The organism is Nesterenkonia sp. HG001 (assembly GCF_034438835.1).
GTDB lineage: Bacteria > Actinomycetota > Actinomycetes > Actinomycetales > Micrococcaceae > Nesterenkonia > Nesterenkonia xinjiangensis.
On sequence record NZ_JAOSZD010000005.1, the window covers coordinates 252,310 to 277,248 of the forward strand.

Annotated in this window: 17 protein-coding genes and 1 tRNA gene; 8 read left to right on the top strand and 10 right to left on the bottom strand. The window is 67.7% G+C overall.

Annotated features, from left to right (window positions below; genetic code table 11):
* Positions 1 to 62: 62 nt before the first annotated feature.
* The 3 genes from rpsA to polA form a co-directional block, all read right to left on the bottom strand.
* Positions 63 to 1,559 carry a 30S ribosomal protein S1 gene (gene rpsA / locus ODE13_RS10710; protein ID WP_179542588.1) on the bottom strand — a complete coding sequence of 499 codons (1,497 nt, stop codon included), beginning with the start codon at positions 1,557 to 1,559 and terminating at the stop codon, positions 63 to 65.
* 242 nt (positions 1,560 to 1,801) lie between these two features.
* A complete protein-coding gene (locus tag ODE13_RS10715) occupies positions 1,802 to 3,238 on the bottom strand; it encodes a GNAT family N-acetyltransferase (protein ID WP_322479254.1) in 1,437 nt (478 codons plus the stop codon).
* Positions 3,239 to 3,279: 41 nt separating this feature from the next.
* Positions 3,280 to 6,105, bottom strand: a complete 2,826-nt coding sequence (polA, locus tag ODE13_RS10720) for a DNA polymerase I (RefSeq protein WP_322479255.1) — start codon at positions 6,103 to 6,105, stop codon at positions 3,280 to 3,282.
* A gap of 18 nt (positions 6,106 to 6,123) precedes the next feature.
* Between polA and ODE13_RS10725 the strand changes: the two genes are divergently transcribed.
* Together ODE13_RS10725 and putP are read left to right on the top strand one after the other, a co-directional pair.
* Positions 6,124 to 6,654 (top strand): hotdog fold thioesterase, encoded by a 531-nt coding sequence (locus ODE13_RS10725; RefSeq protein ID WP_322479256.1) that lies wholly within the window; start codon positions 6,124 to 6,126, stop codon positions 6,652 to 6,654.
* A gap of 58 nt (positions 6,655 to 6,712) precedes the next feature.
* Positions 6,713 to 8,242 carry a sodium/proline symporter PutP gene (gene putP, locus ODE13_RS10730; RefSeq protein ID WP_322479257.1) on the top strand — a complete coding sequence of 510 codons (1,530 nt, stop codon included), beginning with the start codon at positions 6,713 to 6,715 and terminating at the stop codon, positions 8,240 to 8,242.
* Between the two features lie 38 nt (positions 8,243 to 8,280).
* Here the strand turns inward: putP and ODE13_RS10735 are convergent, their stop codons facing one another.
* A complete protein-coding gene (locus ODE13_RS10735) occupies positions 8,281 to 9,501 on the bottom strand; it encodes a glycosyltransferase family 4 protein (RefSeq protein WP_322479258.1) in 1,221 nt (406 codons plus the stop codon).
* 38 nt (positions 9,502 to 9,539) lie between these two features.
* A tRNA-Gly gene (locus ODE13_RS10740) sits at positions 9,540 to 9,613 on the bottom strand.
* Between the two features lie 108 nt (positions 9,614 to 9,721).
* Here ODE13_RS10740 and ODE13_RS10745 point away from each other — a divergent pair.
* On the top strand, positions 9,722 to 12,970 hold the full coding sequence (locus tag ODE13_RS10745) for a glycosyltransferase (protein ID WP_322479259.1): 3,249 nt from the start codon (positions 9,722 to 9,724) through the stop codon (positions 12,968 to 12,970).
* Here the strand turns inward: ODE13_RS10745 and ODE13_RS10750 are convergent.
* Together ODE13_RS10750 and ODE13_RS10755 are read right to left on the bottom strand one after the other, a co-directional pair.
* Positions 12,936 to 15,086 (bottom strand): glycosyltransferase, encoded by a 2,151-nt coding sequence (locus ODE13_RS10750; protein WP_322479260.1) that lies wholly within the window; start codon positions 15,084 to 15,086, stop codon positions 12,936 to 12,938. The two genes, ODE13_RS10745 and ODE13_RS10750, sit on opposite strands and share 35 nt — an antisense overlap.
* On the bottom strand, positions 15,083 to 16,279 hold the full coding sequence (locus ODE13_RS10755) for an LCP family protein (RefSeq protein WP_322479261.1): 1,197 nt from the start codon (positions 16,277 to 16,279) through the stop codon (positions 15,083 to 15,085). Before ODE13_RS10755 ends, ODE13_RS10750 begins: the two co-directional genes overlap by 4 nt.
* A 556-nt stretch (positions 16,280 to 16,835) precedes the next feature.
* Between ODE13_RS10755 and ODE13_RS10760 the strand changes: the two genes are divergently transcribed.
* The 5 genes from ODE13_RS10760 (at position 16,836) to ODE13_RS10780 (ending at position 21,857) form a co-directional block, all read left to right on the top strand.
* Positions 16,836 to 18,071, top strand: coding sequence for an MFS transporter (locus tag ODE13_RS10760; RefSeq protein WP_322479262.1), 1,236 nt, complete (start codon positions 16,836 to 16,838; stop codon positions 18,069 to 18,071).
* A gap of 6 nt (positions 18,072 to 18,077) precedes the next feature.
* A complete protein-coding gene (locus tag ODE13_RS10765; protein WP_322479263.1) occupies positions 18,078 to 18,857 on the top strand; it encodes a MerR family transcriptional regulator in 780 nt (259 codons plus the stop codon).
* Positions 18,858 to 18,973: 116 nt separating this feature from the next.
* Positions 18,974 to 19,570, top strand: a complete 597-nt coding sequence (locus tag ODE13_RS10770; protein ID WP_322479264.1) for a TetR/AcrR family transcriptional regulator — start codon at positions 18,974 to 18,976, stop codon at positions 19,568 to 19,570.
* Positions 19,567 to 20,727 carry an SGNH/GDSL hydrolase family protein gene (locus ODE13_RS10775; protein WP_416210661.1) on the top strand — a complete coding sequence of 387 codons (1,161 nt, stop codon included), beginning with the start codon at positions 19,567 to 19,569 and terminating at the stop codon, positions 20,725 to 20,727. Before ODE13_RS10770 ends, ODE13_RS10775 begins: the two co-directional genes overlap by 4 nt.
* Before the next feature lie 359 nt (positions 20,728 to 21,086).
* The gene (locus tag ODE13_RS10780; protein ID WP_322479266.1) at positions 21,087 to 21,857 is read left to right on the top strand and encodes a MerR family transcriptional regulator; all 771 of its coding nucleotides are present in this window, start codon (positions 21,087 to 21,089) and stop codon (positions 21,855 to 21,857) included.
* 77 nt (positions 21,858 to 21,934) lie between these two features.
* On the opposite strand, the gene ODE13_RS10785 is transcribed toward ODE13_RS10780, so the two are convergent.
* The 3 genes from ODE13_RS10785 to mutM form a co-directional block, all read right to left on the bottom strand.
* A complete protein-coding gene (locus ODE13_RS10785; protein WP_322479267.1) occupies positions 21,935 to 22,453 on the bottom strand; it encodes a YdcF family protein in 519 nt (172 codons plus the stop codon).
* Between the two features lie 166 nt (positions 22,454 to 22,619).
* Entirely contained in the window at positions 22,620 to 22,868 is a 249-nt protein-coding gene (locus ODE13_RS10790; RefSeq protein WP_322479268.1) for a hypothetical protein, read from the bottom strand.
* 1,084 nt (positions 22,869 to 23,952) lie between these two features.
* A complete protein-coding gene (gene mutM / locus ODE13_RS10795) occupies positions 23,953 to 24,930 on the bottom strand; it encodes a bifunctional DNA-formamidopyrimidine glycosylase/DNA-(apurinic or apyrimidinic site) lyase (protein ID WP_322479269.1) in 978 nt (325 codons plus the stop codon).
* Positions 24,931 to 24,939: the final 9 nt, after the last annotated feature.

The window sequence follows — 24,939 nt, forward strand, 5'->3', positions numbered from 1 at the left end:
CGAAGGCCCCGCCCCACCGGAGGGTGGAACGGGGCCTTCAGCGGCTCAGCAGATGCTCAGGATCAGCTGTTGCCGGTCAGCTTCTCGCGCAGAGCCGCCAGCGCCTCGTCAGAGGCGAGGGTGCCAGCGTCCTCCGTCGGCTGCGAGGAGGAGTAGTTGGACGGCGCAGGCTCGGACTTCGACGAGGAGGACGACGAGCTGCTTCCGCCCATGGACGCCTGAGCGGCGGCCTCGGCGTCGGCGGTGATGGCGGCCGCGACCTGCTTCTTGTGGGCCTCCCACCGCTCCTGAGCCGCGGCGTACTGGGCCTCCCAGACGGCGCGCTGCTCCTCGAAGCCTTCCATCCACTCGTTGGTCTCCGGGTCGAAGCCCTCGGGGTACTTGTAGTTGCCCTCGTCGTCGTACTCGGCGTCCATGCCGTACAGCGCCGGGTCGAACTCCTCGCCCTCAGGCTCGACACCTTCGTTGGCCTGCTTCAGCGACAGGCTGATCCGGCGACGCTCGAGGTCGATGTCGATGACCTTGACGAAGAGCTCCTCGCCGACCGAGACGACCTGCTCCGCCAGATCCACGTGGCGGACGGCCAGCTCGGAGATGTGCACCAGACCCTCGATGCCGTCCTCCACGCGGACGAACGCGCCGAAGGGCACCAGCTTGGTGACCTTGCCGGGCACGATCTGGCCCAGCGCGTGGGTGCGGGCGAAGGTCTGCCACGGGTCTTCCTGGGTGGCCTTCAGGGACAGCGAGACACGCTCACGGTCCATGTCCACCTCGAGGACCTCGACGGTGACCTCCTGGCCGACCTCGACGACCTCGTTCGGGTGGTCGATGTGCTTCCAGGACAGCTCCGAGACGTGCACCAGACCGTCGACGCCGCCCAGGTCCACGAAGGCGCCGAAGTTGACGATCGAGGAGACGGTGCCGGTGCGGACCTGACCGCGCTCGAGCTTGTTGAGGAAGGAGGAGCGGACCTCGGACTGGGTCTGCTCCAGCCACGCACGGCGGGACAGGACCACGTTGTTGCGGTTCTTGTCCAGCTCGATGATCTTGGCCTCGATCTCCTGGCCGATGTACGGAGCCAGGTCCCGGACACGGCGCATCTCGACCAGCGAGGCGGGCAGGAAGCCGCGCAGGCCGATGTCGAGGATGAGGCCGCCCTTGACGACCTCGATGACGGTGCCGGAGACGACGCCGTCCTCGTCCTTGATGCGCTCGATGTCACCCCAGGCGCGCTCGTACTGGGCGCGCTTCTTGGAGAGGATCAGGCGCCCCTCCTTGTCCTCCTTGGTGAGGACCAGAGCCTCCACCTGGTCGCCGACGGCGACGACCTCGTCCGGGTCGACATCGTGCTTGATGGACAGCTCACGGGACGGGATGACGCCCTCGGTCTTGTACCCAATGTCGAGGAGGACCTCGTCACGGTCGACCTTGACGATGGTGCCTTCCACGAGGTCGCCGTCATTGAAGTACTTCATGGTCTCGTCGACGGCGGCGAGGAACTCTTCGGCGGTGCCGATGTCGTTGATGGCGACCTGTGGGGCGGTTGCGGTGGTGGTCATGTAGTAGGGGCTCCGATATGGATCGTTTGCTTGACTGGTCAGTGCACGGTTCTCCTGATGCACTGAGCGACGGACGAATGACATGCTGCGGGCCCGGGCGCCCAGGGGCGTCAGGGCCGAACAGGATCTGTGTCAGAGGTCTGGATCGACTCTGTGCGCAGAACGCGCCCGCCCAGTCTATACTCCCCGCGCAATCCTGTTCAACCGGGCCCTCCGGCCGGTCGGCCGACGGCCGGGTCGGCTCAGAAGTGCGTGGCGCAGTGCGGCGCGGTGGGCAGGTCCCAGCTGGCCGCCAGCCGACGCAGATCGGCCTCCCCGGCAGACTCGAGCGTGACGCGGCCGGCGGCGTGCAGCGTGCGCAGGGAGACGTCGCCCAGCAGCAGCGTGCCCAGCGTCTCAGCATCGACACGCAGGGTCGGCGCCTCTTCCTGGACGGATCCCGGGCCCGTCCGGACGGGCTCCAGCTGCTCCACTTGGGCCAGACCCGCATGCACGCTCACCCGGTAGTCGCCGTCGATGATGCCGAGGCGGTCTTCCACCCGCAGACGCATCTGCCCGTCGGCGGCCCATTCGCGGGCCTGCAGGCAGCGCACGACGTCGAGCACACGGATCCAGAGCACATCCTGGCCTCCGATCACCTCGCGGGCACGCGGGTTCACGAGCGCCTGGGCGAGCGGGTCCTCCACCGGCGCCTGGCGATGCACGACGCGATGGATCAGATCCATGCTCGTCAGGTGCCGCCACAGCTCGATCCGGCTGGCGGCGTCCACCGCGATCATGTCGATCACGCGCAAAGTGGGCGGGTCGGTGTCCCAGCCGTCGAAGGAGAAGACCGCGCAGCCTCCCACCTCCCCGTCCTCGCGCACGTGCACCACCGCCCGTGCGGCACGGTTCCAGGAGCTGACATCGTCAGGGCTCCACCGGGCGGTACCGATCTTTCGGGTGGCCTCGTGACGGTCCACCGAACCGCGGGTCGCCACGTGCTGGGCGGCGAAGATCTCCTCAAGGGTCTCTCCCAGGCGTGTGGGGTCCACGGTCAGCACGGTCCCGGTGGGCGGGGTGCGCAGGGCGAACCCGTCCCCGGCAGGGGTCGCGTTCACCTGGATCCGCTGCTCACGGGTGGCCGCCCCATAGCCGAAGCGCCCATAGATGCCGCCCTCGGAGACCGTCAGTGCGGCCAGGGGCATGCCCTCCTCCACCGCCGCGGCCAGCCGGGAGGTCATCAGGTGCGCCAGGATCCCCCGGCGTCGGAAGCCCGGGTTCACCGTGACCGCAGAGATCAGCCGGGCCGGCAGCAGATCGGGACCGCCGGCGTTGATCGTCTTGTCCCACTCGGCGAACGTCCCCACCGGATGCTCGGGTCCATGCCCGAGCCGCTCGAGAGTCTCGCCCCAGGGCTCCAGGCCCGAGAAGCCGGGGTCCACATACACCGCGGTGAGCCGCTGGCCGTCCGCCGTGAGGGCGCCGACCCAGCGGTCCGCCTCCTCCTGGGAGGACCACCGCTCATAGAAGCCCTGGCCCACCCCACGGGTGAAGGCGACCACCCGGGGGTCGCTGACCTTGCCGTCCGCATCGGCCACGACGGGAAAGGTCTCGGCGCGCAGGCCGTCAGCGAGCGGGGCGACGGCAGGTGGACGCGGAGCAGGGGCTGCCATCTGCACGGGAGTCTCAGAAGTCACAGCCCCACCTTATCCAGGAATGCATGATCCAGGAACGCGTGCTAGTGGGCCGCTTCATGCCAGGAGGCGCCGACGCCGACGTGGACGTCCAGCGGCACCGAGAGCTCCGCCGCGGCGCGCATCCGCTCCACCACCAGCTGCTCGACGGCTTCCCGCTCCCCCGATGCGACCTCGAGCACGAGCTCGTCATGGACCTGCAGCAGCATCCGTGAGTCATGGCCGGCCTCCCGCAGGGCGGCGTCGACGTCGAGCATGGCCCGCTTGATGATGTCGGCCGCCGAACCCTGGATCGGGGCGTTCAGCGCGGCCCGCTCCGCCATCTGACGCAGCTGCCGATTGTCACTGGTGAGGTCCGGCAGGTAGCGGCGCCGCCCGTAGAGGGTGGAGGTGTAGCCGTCCGTGCGGGCCTGCTCGACCACCTCGCGCAGATAGTCTCGCACCGCCCCGAAGCGCTGGAAGTACTCGTTCATCAGGTCACGGGCCTCGTCCACGCCGATGCCCAGCTGCTTGGACAGTCCGAAGCTGGAGAGGCCGTAGACCAGTCCGTAGCTCATCGCCTTCACCTTGGAGCGCATCTCCGTGGAGACCTCCTCGGTGCCGACTCCGAAGACCCGCGCGCCGACGAAGCTGTGCAGGTCCTCCCCCGCCCGGAAGGCGTCGATGAGCGCCTGGTCCCCCGAGAGGTGGGCCATGATGCGCATCTCGATCTGCGAGTAGTCGGCGGTGAGCAGCTCCTCATGGCCCTCCCCGACCACGAAGGCGTCGCGGATCCGACGTCCGGCCGCGGTGCGCACCGGGATGTTCTGCAGATTCGGGTGCAGCGAGGACAGCCGGCCGGTCGCGGCGACCGTCTGCGCGTAGGTCGTGTGGATGCGTCCGTCGTCGTCGACGGCGCCGCGCAGGCCGGTGACGGTCTGGCGCAGCTTGGTGGCGTCCCGGTGCGCCATCAGGTGGACCAGGAACTCGTTCTGCGTCTTGATCAGCAGATCCTGCAGGGACTCGACGTCGGTGGAGTAGCCGGTCTTGGTCTTGCGGGTCTTCGGCAGGCCGAGCTCGTCGAAGAGCACCGTCTGCAGCTGCTTGGGAGAGCCCAGGTTCACCTCATGTCCGACGGCGGCATAGGCGGCCTCGGCGGAAGCACCGATGGACTCCTCGAACTCGGCGTCGAGAGCCTCGAGACGCTCTCGGCTGACGGCGATGCCGGTGAGCTCCATCTGCAGCAGCACCTCTGCCAGGGGGATCTCCAGGTCGTGGAGCAGGGAGGAGGCGTCGCGGCCGGCGACCTGCTCGCGCAGCACCGCGCTGAGCCGATGCAGCAGCATCCCGTGCACGGCTGCCGCCTCGAGGTCCGCCCGACTCACCCCGGAGACGGCGTCCTGCGCCGAGAACAGCGTGTCCCCGCCGCTCGACTCCACCTCTGCGGCCGCGGACTCGGAGAGGTAGTCGCCGGGCTCCGTGGAAGCACTCAGATACTGGGTGACCAGATCGGCGAAGGCGAAGCTGCGTCGGTCCGGCTGGATCAGGTAGCCGGAGATCAGGGTGTCCTCGGCCGCTCCGGCCAGCCGCAGACCCCGCCGGGCCAGGCGCCGTCCGGCGTCTTTGAGGTCATGGATCAGTTTGGGGCGCCCGGCCTCGGCCATCCACTCGCCGAGCGCGGTCTCCAGCGCCGAGTCCGCCTCGAGCAGCGAGATGACCAGCGCCTCCGCAGAACCTTCGGGCACCAGCACGACCGCGAGCGCCTCGGCCACCCGTGCCGCCTCGTCGCGCTTCGACTTGGTGGAGAGCCCTTCCCCGCTGCGGTCCAGGCACAGCGCGACGCCGACCGGCCCTTCCGTGGCGTCGAGTGCCTCGGTGAGCTCGGCGGCCTCGCTGAGGACGCGGAGCGGCGGCAGCTCCTCGGTGGGTTCCGCTGCGATCTCGGCCTCGGGGAACCGCTGGGCGAAGGTCTCGAAGAGCCGCTCACGGATCTGGTTGAACTGCAGGGCGTCGAAGAGCGGCTCAATGGCGTCCCGGTCCGGAAGGGTCAGGGCAGTGTCCTGCAGAGCCACGGGCAGGTCCAGGTCCTGGACGAGCCGATTCAGCTCAAGGTTGCGCTCGACGTCGTCCAGGGCGGCACGCAGGTTCTCGCCCACCTTGCCGCCGATCTGGTCGGCGTGGGCGATGATCTCCCGGGTGGAGCCGTACTGGTCGATCCACTTCGCGGCGGTCTTCGGCCCGACCTTCGGCACACCCGGCAGGTTGTCGGCGGACTCGCCGACCAGCGCCGCCAGGTCCGGGTACTTCGCCGGCGGCACCAGGTACTTGGCCTCGACTCCGGCGGGGTCCAGGAGGGTCACCTTGGAGATCCCAGAGGTGGGGTACATCAGGGTGGTGCGTTCGGTCACCAGCTGCAGCGCGTCGCGGTCCCCGGAGACGATGAGGGTCTCCCAGCCCGCCTGCTCGGCCAACGTGGTGCAGGTGGCGACGATGTCGTCGGCCTCGTAGCCCTCCACGGTGATGGCCGTAATGTTCATGGCCGCGGCGACCTGCTTGATCAGGCCGATCTGCCCGCGGAACTCCTCCGGGGTCTTGGCCCGGCCGGCCTTGTACTCGTCATAGGACGTGTGCCGGAAGGTGGGGGTGTCCAGGTCGAAGGCGAGCGCGACGTGGGTGGGCTCCTCCTCGCGGATGAGCTTGAGCAGCATGTTGGTGAATCCGTGCACCGCGTTGGTGTACTGGCCGGAGTCGGTGAGGAAGCTCTCCGGAGGCAGGGCGTAGAACGCGCGGAAGGCCATCGAATGACCATCGATGATGAGGAGCTTCTCACCCCCGGATGAGGATGCTGCGGCGGGTGCGGTCTCGGGGCTGGCTTCACTCTGCGGGCTCACAGTGCAACTCTAGTGGGCATGAGTGGAGATTTCACCGCCCGCACCGCCCCCGAGGCGCACCTGCGACCGGACCCCAGCCAGATCCCCGACGAGGCCGAACGCACCGCCCGGCTCCGCGCCGCCGGCGTGCCCGAGGAGCTGCATGGGATGATGGGGCCCCATGGAGTGGCCCCGCTGGGGCAGAAGATGGGCCTGCGATTCGAGGAGATGGCCCCGGAGCGCCTGGTGGCCACGCTCCCGGTGGCCGGCAACGAGCAGAACATGGGCCTGTTCCACGGGGGCGCGCACATGGTGCTGGCCGAGACGCTGGGCTCGCTGGCGGCGATCCTGCACGTGCGCCTCACCCTGGAGCTCGTCCACCCCGTCGTGGGCATCGAGCTGGGCGCCACCCACCACCGGGCGGTCACCGACGGCGTCGTCACCGGCACCTGCACCCCGATCAACCTGGGGCGCACCCTCACCTCCCATGAGATCGTGATGCGAGACGAGCAGGGGCGGAGGCTGTCCACGGCCCGGATGACGAACATGATCCTCACCCCTCGGGAGTGAGGGCCGCCCGCGCGGCAATGTCCGGTGAGACGGGTCACTGGGTGCAATACTCGGGCCTATGATCGAGACTGCGAACACCACGGTCCAGCTGGTGGCGGTGATCCTGTACTTCGCGTGCATGGTCGCCATCGGCTACTACGCCTACCGGCGCACCACGGACCTCACCGACTACATGCTCGCCGGACGCAAGCTCCGGCCCTCCACCGCTGCCCTCTCCGCCGGCGCCTCCGACATGTCGGGCTGGCTGATGATGGGCCTGCCCGGGGCGATCTACCTCAACGGCCTGGTCGAGGCCTGGATCGCCATCGGCCTGACGGTCGGCGCCTGGCTGAACTGGAAGTTCGTCGCGCCGAGGCTGCGTGCCTACACGGAGGTGGCGAACAACTCCATCACCATCCCCAGCTTCCTGGAGGCCCGCTTCCGCACCGACAACCACGCCGTGCGGATCATCGCCGGGGTGATCATCCTGGCGTTCTTCATCTTCTACGTCTCCTCCGGCATGGTCGCCGGCGGAGAGTTCTTCACCGTCGCCTTCGGCATGGACTACCTGCAGGGCATGCTCCTGGTCGCCGGCGTCACAGTGGTCTACACCCTGGTGGGCGGCTTCCTGGGGGCGTCGCTGACCGATGTGGTCCAGGGGACGATGATGTTCCTGGGCCTGCTGCTGGTGCCGCTGATCGCGCTGATCACCCTCGGCGGCTGGGGCGAGGTCACCTCCGGGGTGAGCGCCGCGGACCTCGCCGCGAGCGTCGCCGACGCCGGAGCCGAGGTGGACCGGATGAGCTTCCTGGTGGGGGCCTCGGCGCTGGGTGTCATCTCCGCGGCCGCCTGGGGCCTGGGCTACTTCGGCCAGCCCCACGTGATCGTGCGGTTCATGGCGATGCGTTCCGCCGCCGACGCCCCGGCTGCGCGGCGAATCGGCATCGGCTGGATGGCCATCGCCGCCACCGGCGCCGTCTTCACCGGACTGATCGGCATCGCCTACTTCCACGAGCAGGGCACCGAGCTGGCCAACCCCGAGCATGTGTTCCTGGTGCTCTCCCAGGTGCTGTTCCACCCGTTCATCGCCGCGCTGCTGCTCGCCGCCGTGCTGGCGGCCGTGATGTCCACGATCTCCTCGCAGCTGGTGGTGTGCTCCTCCGCCCTGGTGGAGGACATCTACCTCTCCTTCGGGCGGACACCCAGCCGCAGCCATCAGCTGATGCTGGGCCGCGGGGCGGTGCTGACCGTGGCGGTGATCGCGGCGCTGCTGGCTCTGGACACCGACTCCACGATCCTCGAGCTGGTGGGCTTCGCCTGGGCCGGATTCGGCTCGGCCTTCGGCCCGATCATCCTGCTGAGCCTGTACTGGCGCCGGCTGACCATGCCCGGTGCGCTGGCTGCCATGATCACCGGTGCGGTGACCGTGGGCATCTGGGGCAACGTCGACGCACTCTCCGGGTTCATCTACGAGATCGTGCCCGGCTTCCTGCTGGCCACCCTCGCCGCGTGGCTGGTCTCCCGCCTCACCTGGCGTGAGGACCCCGAGGTGGATGCCGAGTTCGACGAGATGCTGGTGGTCGCCGGGGCGCGCACACCGGCGTCCTGACTCTCCGGCCACACCTGCCCGGGACGTGCCCGGCAGGATCAGGCGATCCTCGTCCTCCTGGGCGCCCCGCGGGCGTCGAGGAAGGCGAGGATCGCCTCCTCCATGGCCTCGGCGTGACGCTCGGCCGTGTACCGCTCACGCACGACCTCCAGACCGCGGCGAGCCATCCGTCGCAGGCCGGCAGGATCCTCGACGAGCTCCTGGAGCACCTCTCGCAGCGACTCGGGGTCGCCGCTGCGGTAGAGCCGTCCGGTCTCACCATCAATGACGGCCTCGATCTCCGGGCTGGAGTCCGGGTTGCCGTCCTCGGCCACCACGGGGACTCCGAGGCTGAGCGCCTGGGTGACGTTGAGCCCGGCCCCGCCGATGGACACCGCCGCGTCGGCCTGGGCGTAGAGGCGACGCAGCGTGGGCAGGTCATAGACGGCCCCGAGGAACTCCGCGTCCACCTCGGCCTCGGCGAAGCGCCGTTCCAGCCGGGGCCGCTCGACGCCGTCGCCGACCACGAGCACCCGGGGACGGGTCCGTGCCGGCATCATCTCCAATGCCTCCGCGAGCGTGTCCAGGCGGTGGCGCGCGGTCAGCCGGGAGCTGTAGATCAGGGTGGGGCGCCGCGCAGCCTCCGCGCCACGCGCCGGATCCTCGCCGGGGTGGCCGGGCTCCGGCCGCTCCTCGGCAGGGCCTTCGGCCAGCTGGTCCTCCGAATAGATGCTGTTGTAGACCACGGCGATCTTCTCCTCGGCCACCCCGTAGGAGCGTCCGAGGTCATGAGCACGGTCGCCATAGACCAGCAGCCCGTCACAGAGCGCGTAGAACGCCAGGCGCAGTCGGCGCTTCAGCCCGTCCTCGGGGCGTTTCCACCCGTGGCCCCAGAGAAGCACCGTGCGGCCGGTCAGCCGCCCAGCCAGCAGCGCGGCCCAGGCGGAGAGTGTGTAGATCCTCCCGGCCAGGACGTAAGCGTCATGCCTGCCGGAGAGCACCGCGCCGACCTGGCCCCGCTCCCACCACAGCTCCCCCCAGGAGAGGAAGCGCAACGGGGTCACCTGCTCGAGGAGCTCCGGGGAGGCCGACTGGATGCGGTCCGCGGCGGATCCCTCGCTGTTGCGGTACCGGCCCACCAGGTCGACGTCGAGCCGGGTGCTGGCAAGCAGACGCCGGAGCAGCGGCTCGCGGTAGTGGGAGACGGTCGGCTGGACCACCAGATGGACCCTCGGCCGGGAGCCATGGTCCCGCGACGTGCGACGGCGGGGGACTCGCATGCACGCTCCTGAGGAGGCAGAGGAGATCAGGAAGGAGATGGAGGGGATGACGGGAATCGAACCCGCGTCGTTGGTTTGGAAGACCAAAGCTTTACCATTAAGCTACATCCCCGTTCGCGACCGCAGCCGCAACGGTGACTCAGCTTAGCAAGGCACCGCGCACCCTCCAAAACCGACGCGCCGTCTCGGATTGCCGTCCCGCTCGGGATACCCTCGAAGGGTGAGTTCCGAGCTTCCCCGTCCCGAGGCGCGGCCCGCGACGCCCCTGGTCACCGCGGCCGTCGCGCACGACGACGCCGCCGCCGCGCTGGTCCGCACGCACCGACCCCAGATCTGGGCCCCGCTGGCTGAGGCACATCGCCGTCGCGCCGAGGCGATGCGTGCCCGTGCCACGGAGCTCGAACCCTCCGACACTCCTCTCCTCGAGTCCGCCCAGGCCCGTGCCACCGCACGCCGCGGAGTCGAGGAGGCTCTCGAGGCCGCCGCTGCGCTGCCGGCCCCAGAGGAAGGGATCTCACGCCCTCGCCTGGGACTGCGCATCGGGATCATCTGCGACCGGTTCCTCTTCGACACGTTCTCCGGGCTGGCGCAGCTCATCCCGCTGACCCCCACCACCTGGCGCCGTCATCTCCACGAGGTGGACGTGCTGCTGGTCGCCGCAACCTGGCGGGGCCACGACGGGCACTCCTGGGACGTCACCGGCCCGCAGGCCAGGCGCCGCCGCCGGCTCCTCACCGAGACGCTGATCCCGGCCTTCCGCGAGGCCGGTGTCCCCACCGTCTACTACGGCAAGGAGGATCCGCCGGACTACCGGCAGTTCCTCGACGTCGCCCGGGCCTGCGAGCACATCCTCACCACGGCCGCCGAAGTGGTGGAGGACTACCGGCATGACTGCCCCCAGGCACGCAGCGTCGATGTGCTGCCCTTCGCGATCAACCCGCTGCTGCACTCCCCCATCGGGTCCCGGCCCGCCGCCGGGGAGCCGGACTGGACCTCCGCTCGTCGACCCGTGATCTTCGCCGGCTCCTGGATGGCCAGGAAGTATCCCGAACGTGCCGCCTACGGCCGGTGGATCCTCGACGGCGTCCTTCAGGCCGGCCGCCCGCTGGCTGTGGTGGACCGCTATCACGACGCCGAGCTGCCCAGTCCCAATCAGCTGCTCCCCTACGAGTACTGGCCCTACCGCGTCCCGGCCCTGGACCACCACGAGCTGATGGGTCTGCAGCGGGTGACCGACGTCGCGGTGAACCTGAACTCGGTACTGGCCAGCCAGACGATGTTCGCCAACCGTGCCCTCGAGCTGCAGGCGGCGGGCACCCTGGTCCTCTCCACCTACAACCAGGGCCTGAACTCCTACTATCCGCAGGTGCGCATCGCGAATTCCTCCGACGAGGTCGCCGCGACGCTGCGCGACCTGGACCTGGAGACCCTGCGCCGCGCCCAGGGCGACGGCATCAGGCAGGTCTTCCTGGAGAGCCACGGCGCTGATCTGCTGGCCCGGCTGGCCGCGATCGTCGGCGCCAGCGTGGAGCTGCCCGGGGATCGCCTGCTCGCCGTGGCCGAGCAGCCCACCGACCAGCTGCGGGCAGATCTGGCCGCACAGAGTCGCGGCCCCGTGGACGTGGTCAGCTGGGAGGAGCTTCCGGCCCGCCTCGAAGAGACCGACATCCTGATGCCGGTGAGCCCCGCGCGTCGCTACGAGCCGGACTACGCCGCCGACCACACGGCGGCCTTCCGCCTGCAGTCCGCCGCGCTGACGGTCAAGCTCGACGGCGATGCGGCGGGCACCGACCCCCAGGCCCACCGGCACCACCGCTTCGGCTCCCTGGACGGCGACGCCGCCGCGCTGGAGCTCTCCGCGCTGCGCCGGCCTGTCGACAGGATCGCGGCCGGCGCACTGGCACCTGAGGCGCTGCGGTCACCCGACCGTCTCGCCCAGGCGCTGCGCGGTGAGCGGACCTATGCCACCGACCACCTGCAGCACCGCGCCACCGGGCAGAGCAGCCGGGCAGGCAGCCGGGCAGGCAACCGGGCAGGCGCCGAACCTGGGCCCCCGGAAGGCGATGAGGAGCTTGCGACGGCACGCCGGGACTTCCGCCGCACCGCCGAGGAGCGGGGCCTGGAGCTGGCGGTCATCGTGCCGATCTACAACAACGGACACCACCTGCGGCATAAGGCCTTCGCCTCACTGCGTCGCTCGCGGTCCTTCGAGCAGATGCATGTGCTGCTCATCGACGACGGCTCCACCGATGGCTCCACCGCGGCCGTGGTGGACGAGCTCGCCCGGACCCACCCCAACGTCTCGGCCTTCCACCACGCCCCGGGCGGCTCCGGCTCCGCCTCCCGGCCGCGCAACACCGGGCTGGAGCTGACCTTCACCCCGTTCGTCACCTATCTCGACCCCGATGACGAGCAGCACGAGGACGGCTACATCCACCTGATGGAGAGCCTCCAGGACGCCGAGGAGGCCGACTTTGCGCTCGGGACCCAGATCACCTGGACCCATCGGCGCACCGTGCTGGACGTGCACCGGTGGCTCAACGCCGGGATCCCCGAGGTCGACGGTCTGCGGCGTCCGACACGCGATGCGCTGCGAGCGGTCAAGTTCCGCCCGGCCAGCATCGAGGGCATGGTGGCCCGCACCTATTGGCTCAAGAACCTCGGGCTGACCCAGCCGGAAGGCGCCACCGGTCAGGACACCTTCTTCTTCCAGCAGCTGCTGCACCACACCAAGGCCTACCTGGCCGTGGACCGCCCGGTCTACGTCTACTACGGGGCGGTGGACACCTCCATCGTGAACGTGGTGACCCCGAAGTACTTCCGCAAGTACCTCATCCTCGAATCCGCCCGCGCGGCCTGGCTGCGCGAGACCGGGCTGATGCGGGACTATCTGGAGACCCGCTTCGAACACTTCCTGGTGACCTGGTACCTGTGGAAGCTCACCCGAGTGGCGCCGGAGCACCGGGAGGAGTCCGAGAGGATCATCCGCCAGATCATCGCTGAGTACGTCCCGAACCCGACCTCCCACCGGTGGCGCTCTCCCAAGGCGCTGCGCTTCTTCGGGCTGGCGAACCCCCAGCAGGCGCTGCGCGGTCGGCTGCCTGCGCCCGCGGCGCTGCGACCTGCTCTGGGCGCCTCCCGACGGCGTCTCCTCAAAGAGGTCTCTCGGCAGGCCGTCGCTTTCAAGGCCACTCCACCGGGGCGGGCACTGGGCACCGTGTATCGGCGCACGCTCAAGCCGGAGCCGACGGCCCAGCGGGCGATGATGGCCGAGCTGCGCGAGGACCAGCGGCAGCTCGAGGCCCCGGGGGGTCCGTGGGATGCGGTGATGGCCGCCGAGCAGGCACTGGATCAGGCACTGGTCGCTCCCCCGCGGACTGCTGAGGAATCTGCAGGGGAATCCGCAGGGGAATGTGCAGGAGAAGCCGCCGATCTCAGCGGGCGTACTCCTCGCGTGCGCGGCCGGTGACGGTCTGCAGCATGCCGACGCCCTCCCGCAGCCACAGGCTGTCCCGATAGCCGACGCGGCGGCGCTGCAGCCGGCGCAGGGCCACCCGGCCGGCTCCCAGAGCGATGCGAGTCATGGCCTCTCCGGCGATGCGGGCGCTCCCGTGGCCGACCTTGGCCGCCTTCTTGGCCCGTACGTGACCGGCCCGCACCCCGCGGGCACGCATCCATTCAGGCGTCGCGCGCTCGGCGGGGACGTCCTCGCTGACCTCGGCTTCGGCGCACCACCAGCTCTGTGCGCCCGCGGCCTGCAGTCGGCCGAAGAGTTCGGAGTCCTCGCCCCCGCTGAAGTTGAAATCCTCGTCGAAGCGGAAGGCCGGCTCCTGGGTGAACCAGTCGGCTCGGACCAGCACGTTGTTCGTCGCCGGGCGGAAGGCCCACGGCCCCGTCGGAAAGTCGATGCGGCGGATGAAACCTTCGTCAGCGAAGTCCGCGGGTGTGCCCGGCGGCAGCAGGGACCGCACCGGACCGGAGACCGTGTCCGCCCCTGAGGCGTCGGCGGTGCGCACCAGCGCGGCGAGCCAGTCCGGGGCGGCGCGCTCGTCGTCGTCGACGAAGACCACTGCGTCGGCGTCCTCGGGCAGGGCGTCCAGCCCGGCGTTTCGGGCCGCAGCGATCCCGGGGCGAGGCTGATGCACCCAACGCGCCTCGGGCCAGAGCCGGCGCACCGTGTCGGCCGAGCCGCCGTCGGGGTCGTTGTCCACCACCAGCAGACGCGGCAGCTGCGGGGCACGCTGAGCGCGCAGGGACTCCAGCAGCTCGGCGAGCAGGTCATCACGCCGATACGTGCACACGCAGACCCACAGGCGGTCCCAGTCCACCGGGCTGCGCGCCGCGCTCGCCCGCGGGTCGGTCGACGATCCGTGAGGCACGAGCTCCTCGAGCAGCGCGGAATAGCGTCGTCCCAGGGCCGGCAGGTCGGCGTGCTCAGCCACCCACCGACGACCGGACCGCGAGATCGGGGTGGAGTCGGGATCACGGGCCAGCGAGGTGAGGGCTTCGGCCAGGCGATCGACGCGTGCCGGGCCTTCACCGGCGTCGTCGAGCACCCGCACGTTCTCCGCTTGGCGGAGTGTCTCGGCGGCCTCGCCGGTCACGGCGGCAGTGATGTGTTTGCCGAGCCCGAGCAGCTCGAAGGTCTTCGACGGCACGGTCCAGGCGAAGGAGGCCCAGTCGGTGCGCAGGCTGACCAGGGCGGAGTCCGCCCAACGGTAGTGCTCCCAGACCTGCTCGCCGTGGCAGGGATCATGGAACTCGATCGCCGGGCAGTCACCCGCACGGTCACGCAGTCGCTCCTTCTGCGTGCCGGAGCCGATGAGGCGCAGCACGACGTCGACCTCGCCGGCCCGGTGCACAGTCCTGACGGCGTCGATGGCCGCATCCAAAGCCTGGCTCTCCCCGTGATTGCCCAGGTAGGCGACGCGGAGGGTCCCGGCCTCGCGGGGCCGGTGCTTCAGCTCCGGGACGCCGGCCAGGTCCACACCGTTGCTGATCGTGGCGACCCGCTGCACTCCGCGGGCGGCGAGCCGGTCGGCGAATCCGGAGGTGACGGTCACCACGAGCGCGGCGTCGCGCTGGACCCCGGTCACCACTGATTCCATGAGCCGACCCGCAGGGCCCGCGCGGACTCCGGCCTCGCGGGCGAGATCAGGCCAGGCGTCCCGCATGTCGACCACGAGCGGGACCCGACGCAGCCGGGCGGCCATCCAGCCCGCGCAGATCACCGGCAGGGCCGGCACGGTGGCCACCACCACGTCGGGGCGCCGGGCGCCCAGGGCGCGCGGCACCATCAGCGCGGCGGCGGCGGCGTCCGAGGCGAAACGGCCCATCCGGGAGTCCCGAAGCAGGAGCCGCGGCAGGCGCAGGATCCGCTCTCCGCCAGGGCCGGCGACCGCGCGCAGGCTCATCCGCCCCTGGTCCTGATGAGCGGCCGGTGTCTGCCGCGGATCGGCCGCGGGAGTGACGACGTCCACCTCCCAGCCCTCGTCGACCAGCGACGCGGTGAGGCGCTGCCAGCGTCGCTGCGGGGGCGTGGACTCCGGCCAGTAGGAATGGGTGAGCAGCTGGACGCGCCTCACGGCTGCGGCACCTCAGTGGACTCGGCCTCGGGGTCCTCGGTGAGGTCCTCGGGCATGTCCTCCTGCTCCCGGGTCTCCATGAGCTCCAGGAACCCGTCCATGTTCTCCTGGCGCAGCGAGGTGCTGAGCGTCTGCAGCGCCTCCTCGTCCTGGAGGAGGACCTGCGCCCCGCCGGAGGTGGTGGTGGGCTCCCCGGTGGGGATGGTGAACATGTGGATGTCCTGGGAGCGGACGTCGCGCATCTGCAGCGCATAGTCCACCACAGTGCCGGAGTCCAGGCCCTCGTCCATCCAGAGGTAGGGGACGAAGCTGTTGACCGCGTCGGAGATGCGCTGCGGACTGGTCAGCGTCTCGGCGCTGAGGAATCGGTCCACGATCGCCTGGACCACGCGCTGCTGGTTCTCCACCCGCATGAAGTCTCCCTCGAGGAAGGACTTTCGCTCCCGCACGTACCGCAGGGCGTCGGATCCCTCGAGGCGGACAGTGCCCTGCGGGTAGAAGGAGGGGTTCAGCTGTCCGGCGGAGAAGGCGACGGGATTGTCGACGTAGACGCCGCCGAGCGCCTGGGTGAGGTCCTCGAATCCGTCGAAGTCGATGATCCCGATGTGGTCGATATGGGTGTCGAGCAGCTCTTCGACGGTGTCGATCACCAGTTCGTAGCCGCCGGCGTCCAGGGCGGAGTTGATACGCCCCTCGCCGTGGCCCGGAACGTCGACCCAGAGGTCGCGCACGATGGACATCACGTACACCCCGGACCGGTCCGCAGGAATGTGCACGAACATCATCGTGTCCGAGCGCTCCCCGTCCTCACCCTTGATCTCTGCGAGGTCGAGACCATCGCCCCGACTGTCGGAGCCCAGCAGCAGCATGTTGATCACGCCGTCGTTGGTGCGGCCCGCCGTCTCGTCCTCCAGATCCATCTGCAGGACGTTGCGGTTCTCGTCGAAGTCGGTCTGCAGGCCGCGCAGATAGAGGCCGGCGGTCACCACGGCGGCGGCGACGAGCACCGCCATCACACCGGTCGTCCAGCCGGCGATGCGACGTCTGCGTCGGCGGCGGGCCTTCCGCTGCTCCCGATCGGCACGCGTCTCCGGCCCGGCGGCGGAGGCGGCCGGCGGTGCGGAATCGCTGAGCCGCCTGGCCCGACGCGGTCGGTGAGGCTGCCGCCCCGCGGCGGAGTCGTGATCAGCCACAGGTCCTCCCCTGGGAACGGAACAGTCGTGTGCTCGGGGCGGCGTCACATGTGCCCCGGACTCGCGGGCCTCTCTCGAGCCCTGCAGTCATCCAGGCCATGCTAGCGGACATGCGAGAGCTCACCAGCGCCCCGTCCTCGGCCGGCGCTGACATCCGGGGCACCAGTAGGAGGATCTGCACATGAACGCCGTGCGGCAGATCACCGTCGCACGGGGCGTGTCGGCGAAGGGGGCGCACGGCTCTCCCATCGCACTGGGCTCTCCCCCTCATGGAACGCCGCAGCCCATCTGAACTGACGCCGGAGGTTGACTGGCAGCCGCTCGGCGAGCTCCGCAGGTCGTTGTGCAAGCGCCTCGATCAGAGCGTGAACGGTCCGCACAGTAGGGGTCCGGGCTCTGGAGCCGTGAGCCTCGGCCAGTGCGGCGCCACTGGTGATGTTGAGTTCGAATAGAAGCCCGGGAGAGGAGGGTTCAGCTGTCGGCTGTAGGAGCAAGAGCGGCAGAGGCAAACCAGTCCAGTTGACTCCGCCGCGACGTCATAGTTTTGGCTCATCCCATGAGACTTCTACCCGCTACATACCTTGCCTCCTATACCCTCTCCGCACTGGGGAACTCCATCGCGGCCATCGTGCTGCCTCTGCTTGTGCTCCACACCACCGGAAGTGCCCTCGCCGCAGGCACCGTCGCAGCCGCCACCATCATCCCCGCCATCCTCGCGGGAATCTTCATGGGCGTGGTCATCGACAGAATCAACAGACGAACCTCATCCGTGTTCACCGACCTCATCTCTGCTGCCGCGATGGGCGCACTTCCCCTCGTCGACATGATTACCGGACTCTCTGTCGGCTGGTTTGTCCTGTTCGGAATCATCGGCGCCATCGGTGATGTCCCAGGAATCACCGCACGCGAAGCCCTACTCCCTGCCGTCATCCGCCACAGCGGGATGTCTGCGGAACGCATCACAGGCACCCGCGAAGCACTAGGCGCGGTCGCGATCGTCGTCGGTCCCGCAGCCGCCGGGTTCATGCTCACCACTTGGGACGGCACCACAGCCCTATGGGTCACGGCCAGCACCTCACTGGCCGCGGCGCTGCTGACCCTGATGATTCCCCACCGTGTGGGAACACTCGAACGAACAGCCAAGGCCAGCGAGGCCCCAGTCCGCCGCGTCTGGGGGCAGCTGCGAGAAGGGTGGGCCGAGATGATCTGCAACAAGTTCGTCCTGGTCACCACCATCCTGACCACCTCTGCAGTCATCGCCATCGGAGGACTCCAAGGCATCATCCTGCCGCTCTACTTCACCGAGATCAATCGTCCAGGTCTGCTTGGTCTGGTCATGAGTGCCATCGCCGCCGGGTCACTGGTCGGAGGCGCGATCTACGCCGTTGCTGGAACGCGGGGTTCTCGTCGCTCATGGTTCGTCACGGGCTCTCTGGGCAGCGTGCTCGGCCTCGCGATCGTGGCCTCTTTGATATCGGTGTGGATACTCTTCGTCGGGGCGTTCGTCCTTGGCTTCTCCGTCGGGCTCTTCGGAGCGCTGGTCGGGGTGCTCTCGATCGAGCGGATCCCGGAAGACAAGCGCGGACGCGTCCTCGGTACGCAGAACACGTTCGTCACGGCAGCCACACCTCTGGGCATCTTCCTCGCCGGAGCGATGACAGAATTCTTGGGCCTCCATACAGCGCTTGTGGCACTCGCCGCGCTGTGGTCTCTTGGACTCCTGGTGGCACTGTTCGCCCGATCGATGCGCAGCCTTGAAAAACTTGCCCCGCTGGACAGGATCAAGAGGTGATGCGCGATGCGTAGCCGTGACCTCGCTGACCGTGCCGGCATCACCGTCCGGACGCTTAGGCACTATCACCAGATCGGGCTGCTGGAGGAGCCGGCGCGGTCGAGCAACGGCTACCGCGACTACAACACCTACGCGCTGGTCAGAGTCCTGCGAATCCGACGCCTGGTCGAACTCGGCTTCTCCCTGCCCCAGATCTCGACCATGCTCGAGGGCGACGATCCACCTCCCAGAGCGCTGTTCGACGCCCTGGACGAGGAATACGCGACGCAGATCGAGAACCTGACCCGACAACGCGCGCTCCTCTCACACCTCAGACGATACGAGGCGTTGCCTGACCTTCCTCCGGAGATCGCATCGTTCCACAATCTTCTGCGCCACTCTGGCCTGACTGGACGCGCGGCCGCCGTCGATCGCGACCACACTCTGCTGCTGATGCATCTGATCGGCAGCCAGGGCCAGGGCTACTTGACGGCGATCTATGAACTACTCAGCCACCCTCACCGGGCCTCGGCCGCTGCGGCAGCAATGACAGTATGGGCGGACCTTGACGAGGAATCTTCGCGTGAAGAGATGATGACTCTCGCTGATCAGATCACGGAGCTGTTCCTGCCCGTACTGGCTGAACTCGCCACTCAAGACCTGCCCGAGTTTCCTCCACCGCCAGAAGCCTGGTTCAGAATGCACACGACGCACTACCTCAGCTCCGCCCAGCGGACCGTCCTGGACAAGGTTAGGTCCGACCTCGACGACCGAAATGACGAGAGTTCCACGTCTGAGTACCCATGAGACAAGGACCCTTCAATCTGCGGGACGCGATGAGCACGGATCCCGGCCCGGGCACACCTACACGGCCGTCCTCCTATGGCCAATAGGATAGAGCCTATTAGGTGTAGACTAGTGGCATGAACAGAGTGATGTTGTCGAGGTCTGCGGTCATTGAACGCGGCGCGGCGTTGGCAGACACCCAGGGCTACAGCGCACTCACTCTCTCCGCAGTAGCTCGCTCACTGAACGTGCAGGCTCCGAGCCTATACACCCACGTGGGGAGCCTCGCAGCTCTGCGCGACGGAATCGCCATTCTCGCGCTGCAGGAACTCTCGGAGATGATCGCTGACGCCATCATGGGCCGTTCACGAAAGAGCGCGCTGACCGGGTTCGCGGACGCGCATCGCCGCTACGCCCGGAGCCGCCCTGGGTGCTGGGAGGCGCTTCAGAAGCCCATGGGAGTGCAAGTCGCCAAGAACCCCGCAGCGCACCGCCTGGTCCAGACGGCCAACTCTGTGCTGTGGGGATACGGGATCGCAAAACGGGATCACGTGCACCCGGCCCGGATCGTGGGCAGCGCGATCAACGGTTTCGTCAATCTCGAGCGAGTCGGAAGTTTCGCGCACAGCCAGCCCGAGGCCGACTGCACCTGGCCAGAATTACTGGGAGCTCTGGACACCATCCTCGACACCTGGACCACCCGGTCCACGAACCCGATGAGGAAGAGCTCATGATCGCGACCCCCATCTCCGCCGAGTTCATCCACGGGACCACTGAACTTGAGCACACCGCCCGCGGCATCAAGCCGCACCGGCTCCCGCAGGCCACCCGAGAACGTCACGCAGACCAACAGCTCTCTCTGATGGAGACCCAGCCCTCCGGCGTTCGTCTGGAGTTCACCACCGAGGCCCGCTCGATCACCCTCGATATCCACTCCACGCGCGTGACCTATCGCGGACTGCAGCGCGCGCGAGGTGCGGTCGACGTCGTCGTGGACGGTGCCGACTGGGACTCACGGGTCCTCGCCCAGGGTGACCAGTTCGAGTTCGACATGGAGACTGGCCACACAGCATTGGTCGAGGGCGCGGCGGACCTCGTGCAAATCGACGGGCTCCCCCACGGTGAGAAGTTCGTGGAACTCTGGCTGCCGCACAACGAGGCGATCGAGCTGACTTCGATGCACTCTGATCAGCCCTTGTCCCCTCGAGAACAGACCCGCCCGGTGTGGGTGCATCACGGCAGTTCCATCAGCCACGGCTCGAATTCCATCTCCCCCAGCCGCATCTGGCCCGCCGTCGCTGCCAAGCGGGCCAACGTGAGCCTGCACAACTTCGGCTTCGGCGGCAGCGCCTTCGCAGACCCGTTCATGGCGCGCGTCATCCGCGACACCTCTGCGGACTTCATCAGCGTCAAGCTCGGCATCAACATCGTGAACGCGGATGCGATGCGACTACGCGCTTTCGTGCCCGCTGTGCATGGGTTCCTCGACACGATCCGGGAGGGCCACCCAACCACACCGATTCTGCTGATATCGCCAATCTTCTGCGGAATCCACGAAGAAACTCCCGGGCCGGGGGCCATTGACCCCGAATCCTTCGGCACCGGCACCGCGCGGTTCACCGCAACGGGTCGGCCCGGTGACACCGAACAGGGCCGACTGACCCTGCAGGTGATCCGCACCGCATTGAAGAGCCTCGTCGATGCGCGCACGGACGATCCCAACCTGTCCTATCTGGACGGGCTGAGGCTCTACGGCCAGAAGGACGCGGAGCGTCTGCCACTTTCGGATTCCCTGCACCCTGACACCGCCTCGCATGAACTCATAGGTGAACGCTTCGCCGTGGCGGCCTTCGGCAGGCACGGCCTGTTCAGCGGCCCATCACCGAACTGATGTTCTTCGTCGTGCACAATGCTTCCATTCCGGGCGGCTGAAGGAGAAGAGGGCTTCGCTGTGCGGAAGAAATTGTCGAACTCACCGAGCAGGCCAAGATCACACCATCGCGCCTCTTGGCTTACCAGCCAAGGAATCGCAAGTAACTGGCGAAGACCGCCCCGTCGCTGAGTGACCAGGGTTCACGCGTCGCTGACACAGTGAGCCACGGCGGCCGTCGGGCATCGCCTACTTAAGTCTTGAGGCGGGCGCACTGATCTTCCTGTGGCTGCGGGTAATCTCCGTGGTCTATGCCGTCTTCTCCTCGGCCTTCCGTAACCTGGAGTAGCCCCCGCCCGAAGCTGCCGAGGAGGCATGAGATGCGCAGCGCTGAAATAGCCCGCCTGGCCGGTGTCACCGTGCGCACCCTGCGCCACTACCACCAGGTCGGCGTGCTTGCAGAGCCGCCACGTACCAGCAACGGCTACCGCGAGTACAGTGTGACTGATCTGGTCCGGCTGCTGCGGATCAGGCAACTGAGCAGCCTGGGCATGCCCCTGGACCAGATGGACTCCGTTCTCGATGATGTTGAGACAGACGGGCTGGCTCAGGGCCAATACCTGGATGACCTTGACCAGGAACTGCTGCAGCAGATCCAACAGCTCACCGCACAGCGAAAAGTGATCGCCCACCTGCGCGCGCATCAGGCTGCCCCGGATCTACCGGCGGAGCTGGTGCCGTTCTACCCACCGTTTGACATGGCCGGTTACCCCGAGCGTGTGGCTCAGATGGACCGTGACCAGGCCATCCTGTGGAGCCACTTCTCCGACGAGACAGGCAAGGCATACCTGATGGCTGTCTGCCAGAAGCTCAGCGAGGACTCAGCCCTTCTTGCCTCCTCTGCCGACATCTCTCGGCGCTTCGAGGCTCTTGATTCGACTAGCAGTGAGGCGCAGATCGCCGAGCTGGTTGACGACTTTACCGCGTTCTTCGCGGAACTAGACTCACCCCTCACCACAGACGACCACCCCACCGATCTGGGGCGAGCAGCAGATCTGCTGGACAAATACAGCACCGAAACCTACAACCCGCAACAGCGCAAAACCCTGAGCGTGCTTGCCCAACGGTTCAGCCAGAACGAACCGCCCTGAGTGCTAGGGTTCCGCGGCGATCGCTCGCCTCGTTCGGAGCGACGACCTGGTCACCAGTCACGTCTGGTGATTCTCAGTCACCCCGGGGCGGACCTAGTAGAGGAGAAGGCAACGCTGAGGACACTGACAGCGATGATGATCACGCCTGCTGCCACATGGAACCTCAGCTGGTCACGTAGGATCCCTATGAACTCCCGGATCACTACGCTGGGGAAGTAATACCATACTGTTCTCGGCCCAATGACATGGGCCCTCATGCCAAGCTTCCGAGTCAGGAGAGCGGTTCGAAATACGTGGTAGCTGCTGGTCACGACCTGCACAGACGACTGCGGGTCACCCAACAGCTCGCGAGAGAACTTGAGATTCTCCGCTGTATTGCTCAAAGCTGTCTCCGCGATGACCTGGTCCGGCGTGACTCCCTGGCTCATCAGGTAGTCACGCATCGCATCACCCTCGGGGACCGGTTCGTCTTGCCCCTGACCGCCACTGGTGACCAGTAGCTTCGCACCGTACTGGCGCTGGGCGTGGAGCCCACGGCAGAGCCGGCCGGCCAGCAATGGCAGGACCTGACCGTTGATGAGGCCCGCCCCGAGCACGATGACAGCCTCAGGGGTGAGCTGAACCCGTCTTCACCGGTAGAGCAACGACGCCACGAGAAAGACAGAGAAACAGAACTCGAAATAACCCACGAAGAGCGTCGCCGCGAGGTGGAGGCCATAGCGAATCAAGTAGCCCACATCATCATGGACCGCACCGGAGGGCTCAAGCAATCGCAATGTGGTCGGGAGAGACTAGCGCGATCCCAGTGACGAGGGCCGAAGCGTTGCCCAGTGAGCGGCTCTCTCGACGCAGCACGGTGACGCCGCTCCACAAGAGGAACACGGTCAGAACCGGGTAGCCAAGAACGTTTCCTGCGACCAGGATCACCACGGCAGTGAGCCCAGTACCGATAAGCACCTCGGGGTGGCCATGTTCCAGCGCGAGAAGTCCACCAGCGACAAGTGCGGCCAACGCTCCAAACATTCCTCGGACGAAGGATCCCAGTCGGCGTCCGTCACGGAAATACCTCGTCAGCCCCCAACCCGCTGTACCAAGTCCGCACAGTCACAGTATCGGCCACGTCCATATGAGCATCATCGCTAATCTTCCGGCGCAGGCACTGTGGCACTGCACTCAACGCCCTCACCTGGAGCACTCGATTCCGATTCCGCCAAAGTGTGGGAGTCATCGACGATGACCACGCAACGCAGGACGACGTCGGCAACCCCGGCGACGGAGACCGACACATCATCATCGACTCGACCGAGCGTCTCAAACTGTGCTGGAAGAGAGCCGTTCGTCACCGTAGATCCCACTGTCTCCTGCCCACTCACCCCGGATTCACGTCCGAGATACTCAACCCGCAAGTTTTCAGCATCGGCTCCGTCGGACACTGTCTCGACCTCGTAGGTCACAGCTCGTGTTTCCTCGAAGAACCCACACCCGCTCAGGACCAGCCCGAGTGCCAATCCGACCGCGCTGAGCGACATCGCGCGATGGACTCTCCTCGGGGTCGTCAGACTTTGCTTCCCGTGGACACATACCTCAGTCATCTCATTCTCCTTAACTCCCGTTCAGGGGCATGACGAATATTTACTGCATCGAGAATATGAGGCGCACAACTGCCCAGGAACATTCCTGAGTAGGACTTTTTTCAGAGATTCTCAAGTGACTGATTCTTCGGGAGTAGGCCATCTCCCCCTGTAGTAGGAGATCGACGCCCGATCTGATCACATTCGGAGAGTGCGTTTGTATGACGCGGTCCAGAACACCGCCGTGTGTCGCTCCCAGACTCACGCTCACAAGCCACAGACCGACAGAATGCCCAGAAAACTCCCACAAGGGCCCATTCTGGGGCGCACTATGCCGATGCGACGCTGCATGACAGAGTAGACCCCGAAAACTTGAGCCCCATGAACGCGCGTATTGGAGGATTCGCCGAAACGCTCCCTGCCGTGGTCCGGGCGAGGAAGCGGTGGGCTTAGTCAGCGAGCTCCTCGAACGAACACGCCCGAGATAAGTCACTGCACGAGAACGCCGGCCTCTGGTACACGGCTCACCACCGGCCGTTGCGGGGCCGCGGTTGGCAGACCGGGCACCAATAGGAGGAGCGGCCCATGAACTTGGCCCGCTGGATCACCCCGGCGCTGCGACCGTCCACCGCGCAGCGGGAACATTCGCAGCCCGCCTGCCCATAGGCCTGCAGCGAACGGGAAAAGTACCCGGAGGCGCCGTTGACGTTGACGTAGAGCGAGTCGAAGCTCGTCCCTCCGGCCTCGAGCGCGGCGGACATGACCTCCCGGGCGGCGGCGAGGAGCCGGGAGGCCTCGTCCCGAGTGACCGTCTCGGTTCGGCGGGCGAAGTGCAGCCCGGCGCGCCAGAGTGCCTCATCGGCGTAGATGTTCCCGATTCCGGAGATCAGCGACTGGTCGAGCAGCGCGCGCTTCAGCCCGGAGCGCCTGCGGCGCAGAGCCCGGAAGAGCCGCTCATCAGCGGAGGGGTCGGTGGCCGTCTCGAAGGGGTCGGCCGCGATATGCGCCACCGGGGCCGGCACCGCGCCGGAGGCATGGTCGGCGGCGACCAGGCCAGTGACCTGCATGCCTCCGAAGATCCGCTGATCCACGAAGCGCAGCTGCTCCGGCGCCCCACGGCGCGCGGAGAGGTCCAGAGAGATCTTCAGGTGCTTCTCCGCCGCAGCGGCGCGATCCTCCACCAAGACCTGACCGCTCATGCCCAGATGGATCAGCAGCGCGGAGTCGGCAGAGTCCAGCGGAAGCCAGAGATACTTCCCGCGGCGCTGCGGCTCCTGCAACGTCCGGCCGAGAAGCCGAGCACGGAAGTCCTCGCCGCGAGCGAAGGGCGCCGGGTCGGGCTGGGTGGGGGCGTCAGCAGGAGCCCCCGGGTCAGAGCCTGGGGACGGTTCATGCCGACGAAGACTGCGCGCGTCATGGACGTCGACGTCCATCACCTGACGGCCGGCGACCCAGGCGGCGAGTCCACGACGGACGACCTCGACCTCGGGAAGCTCAGGCATGGCGGGGCG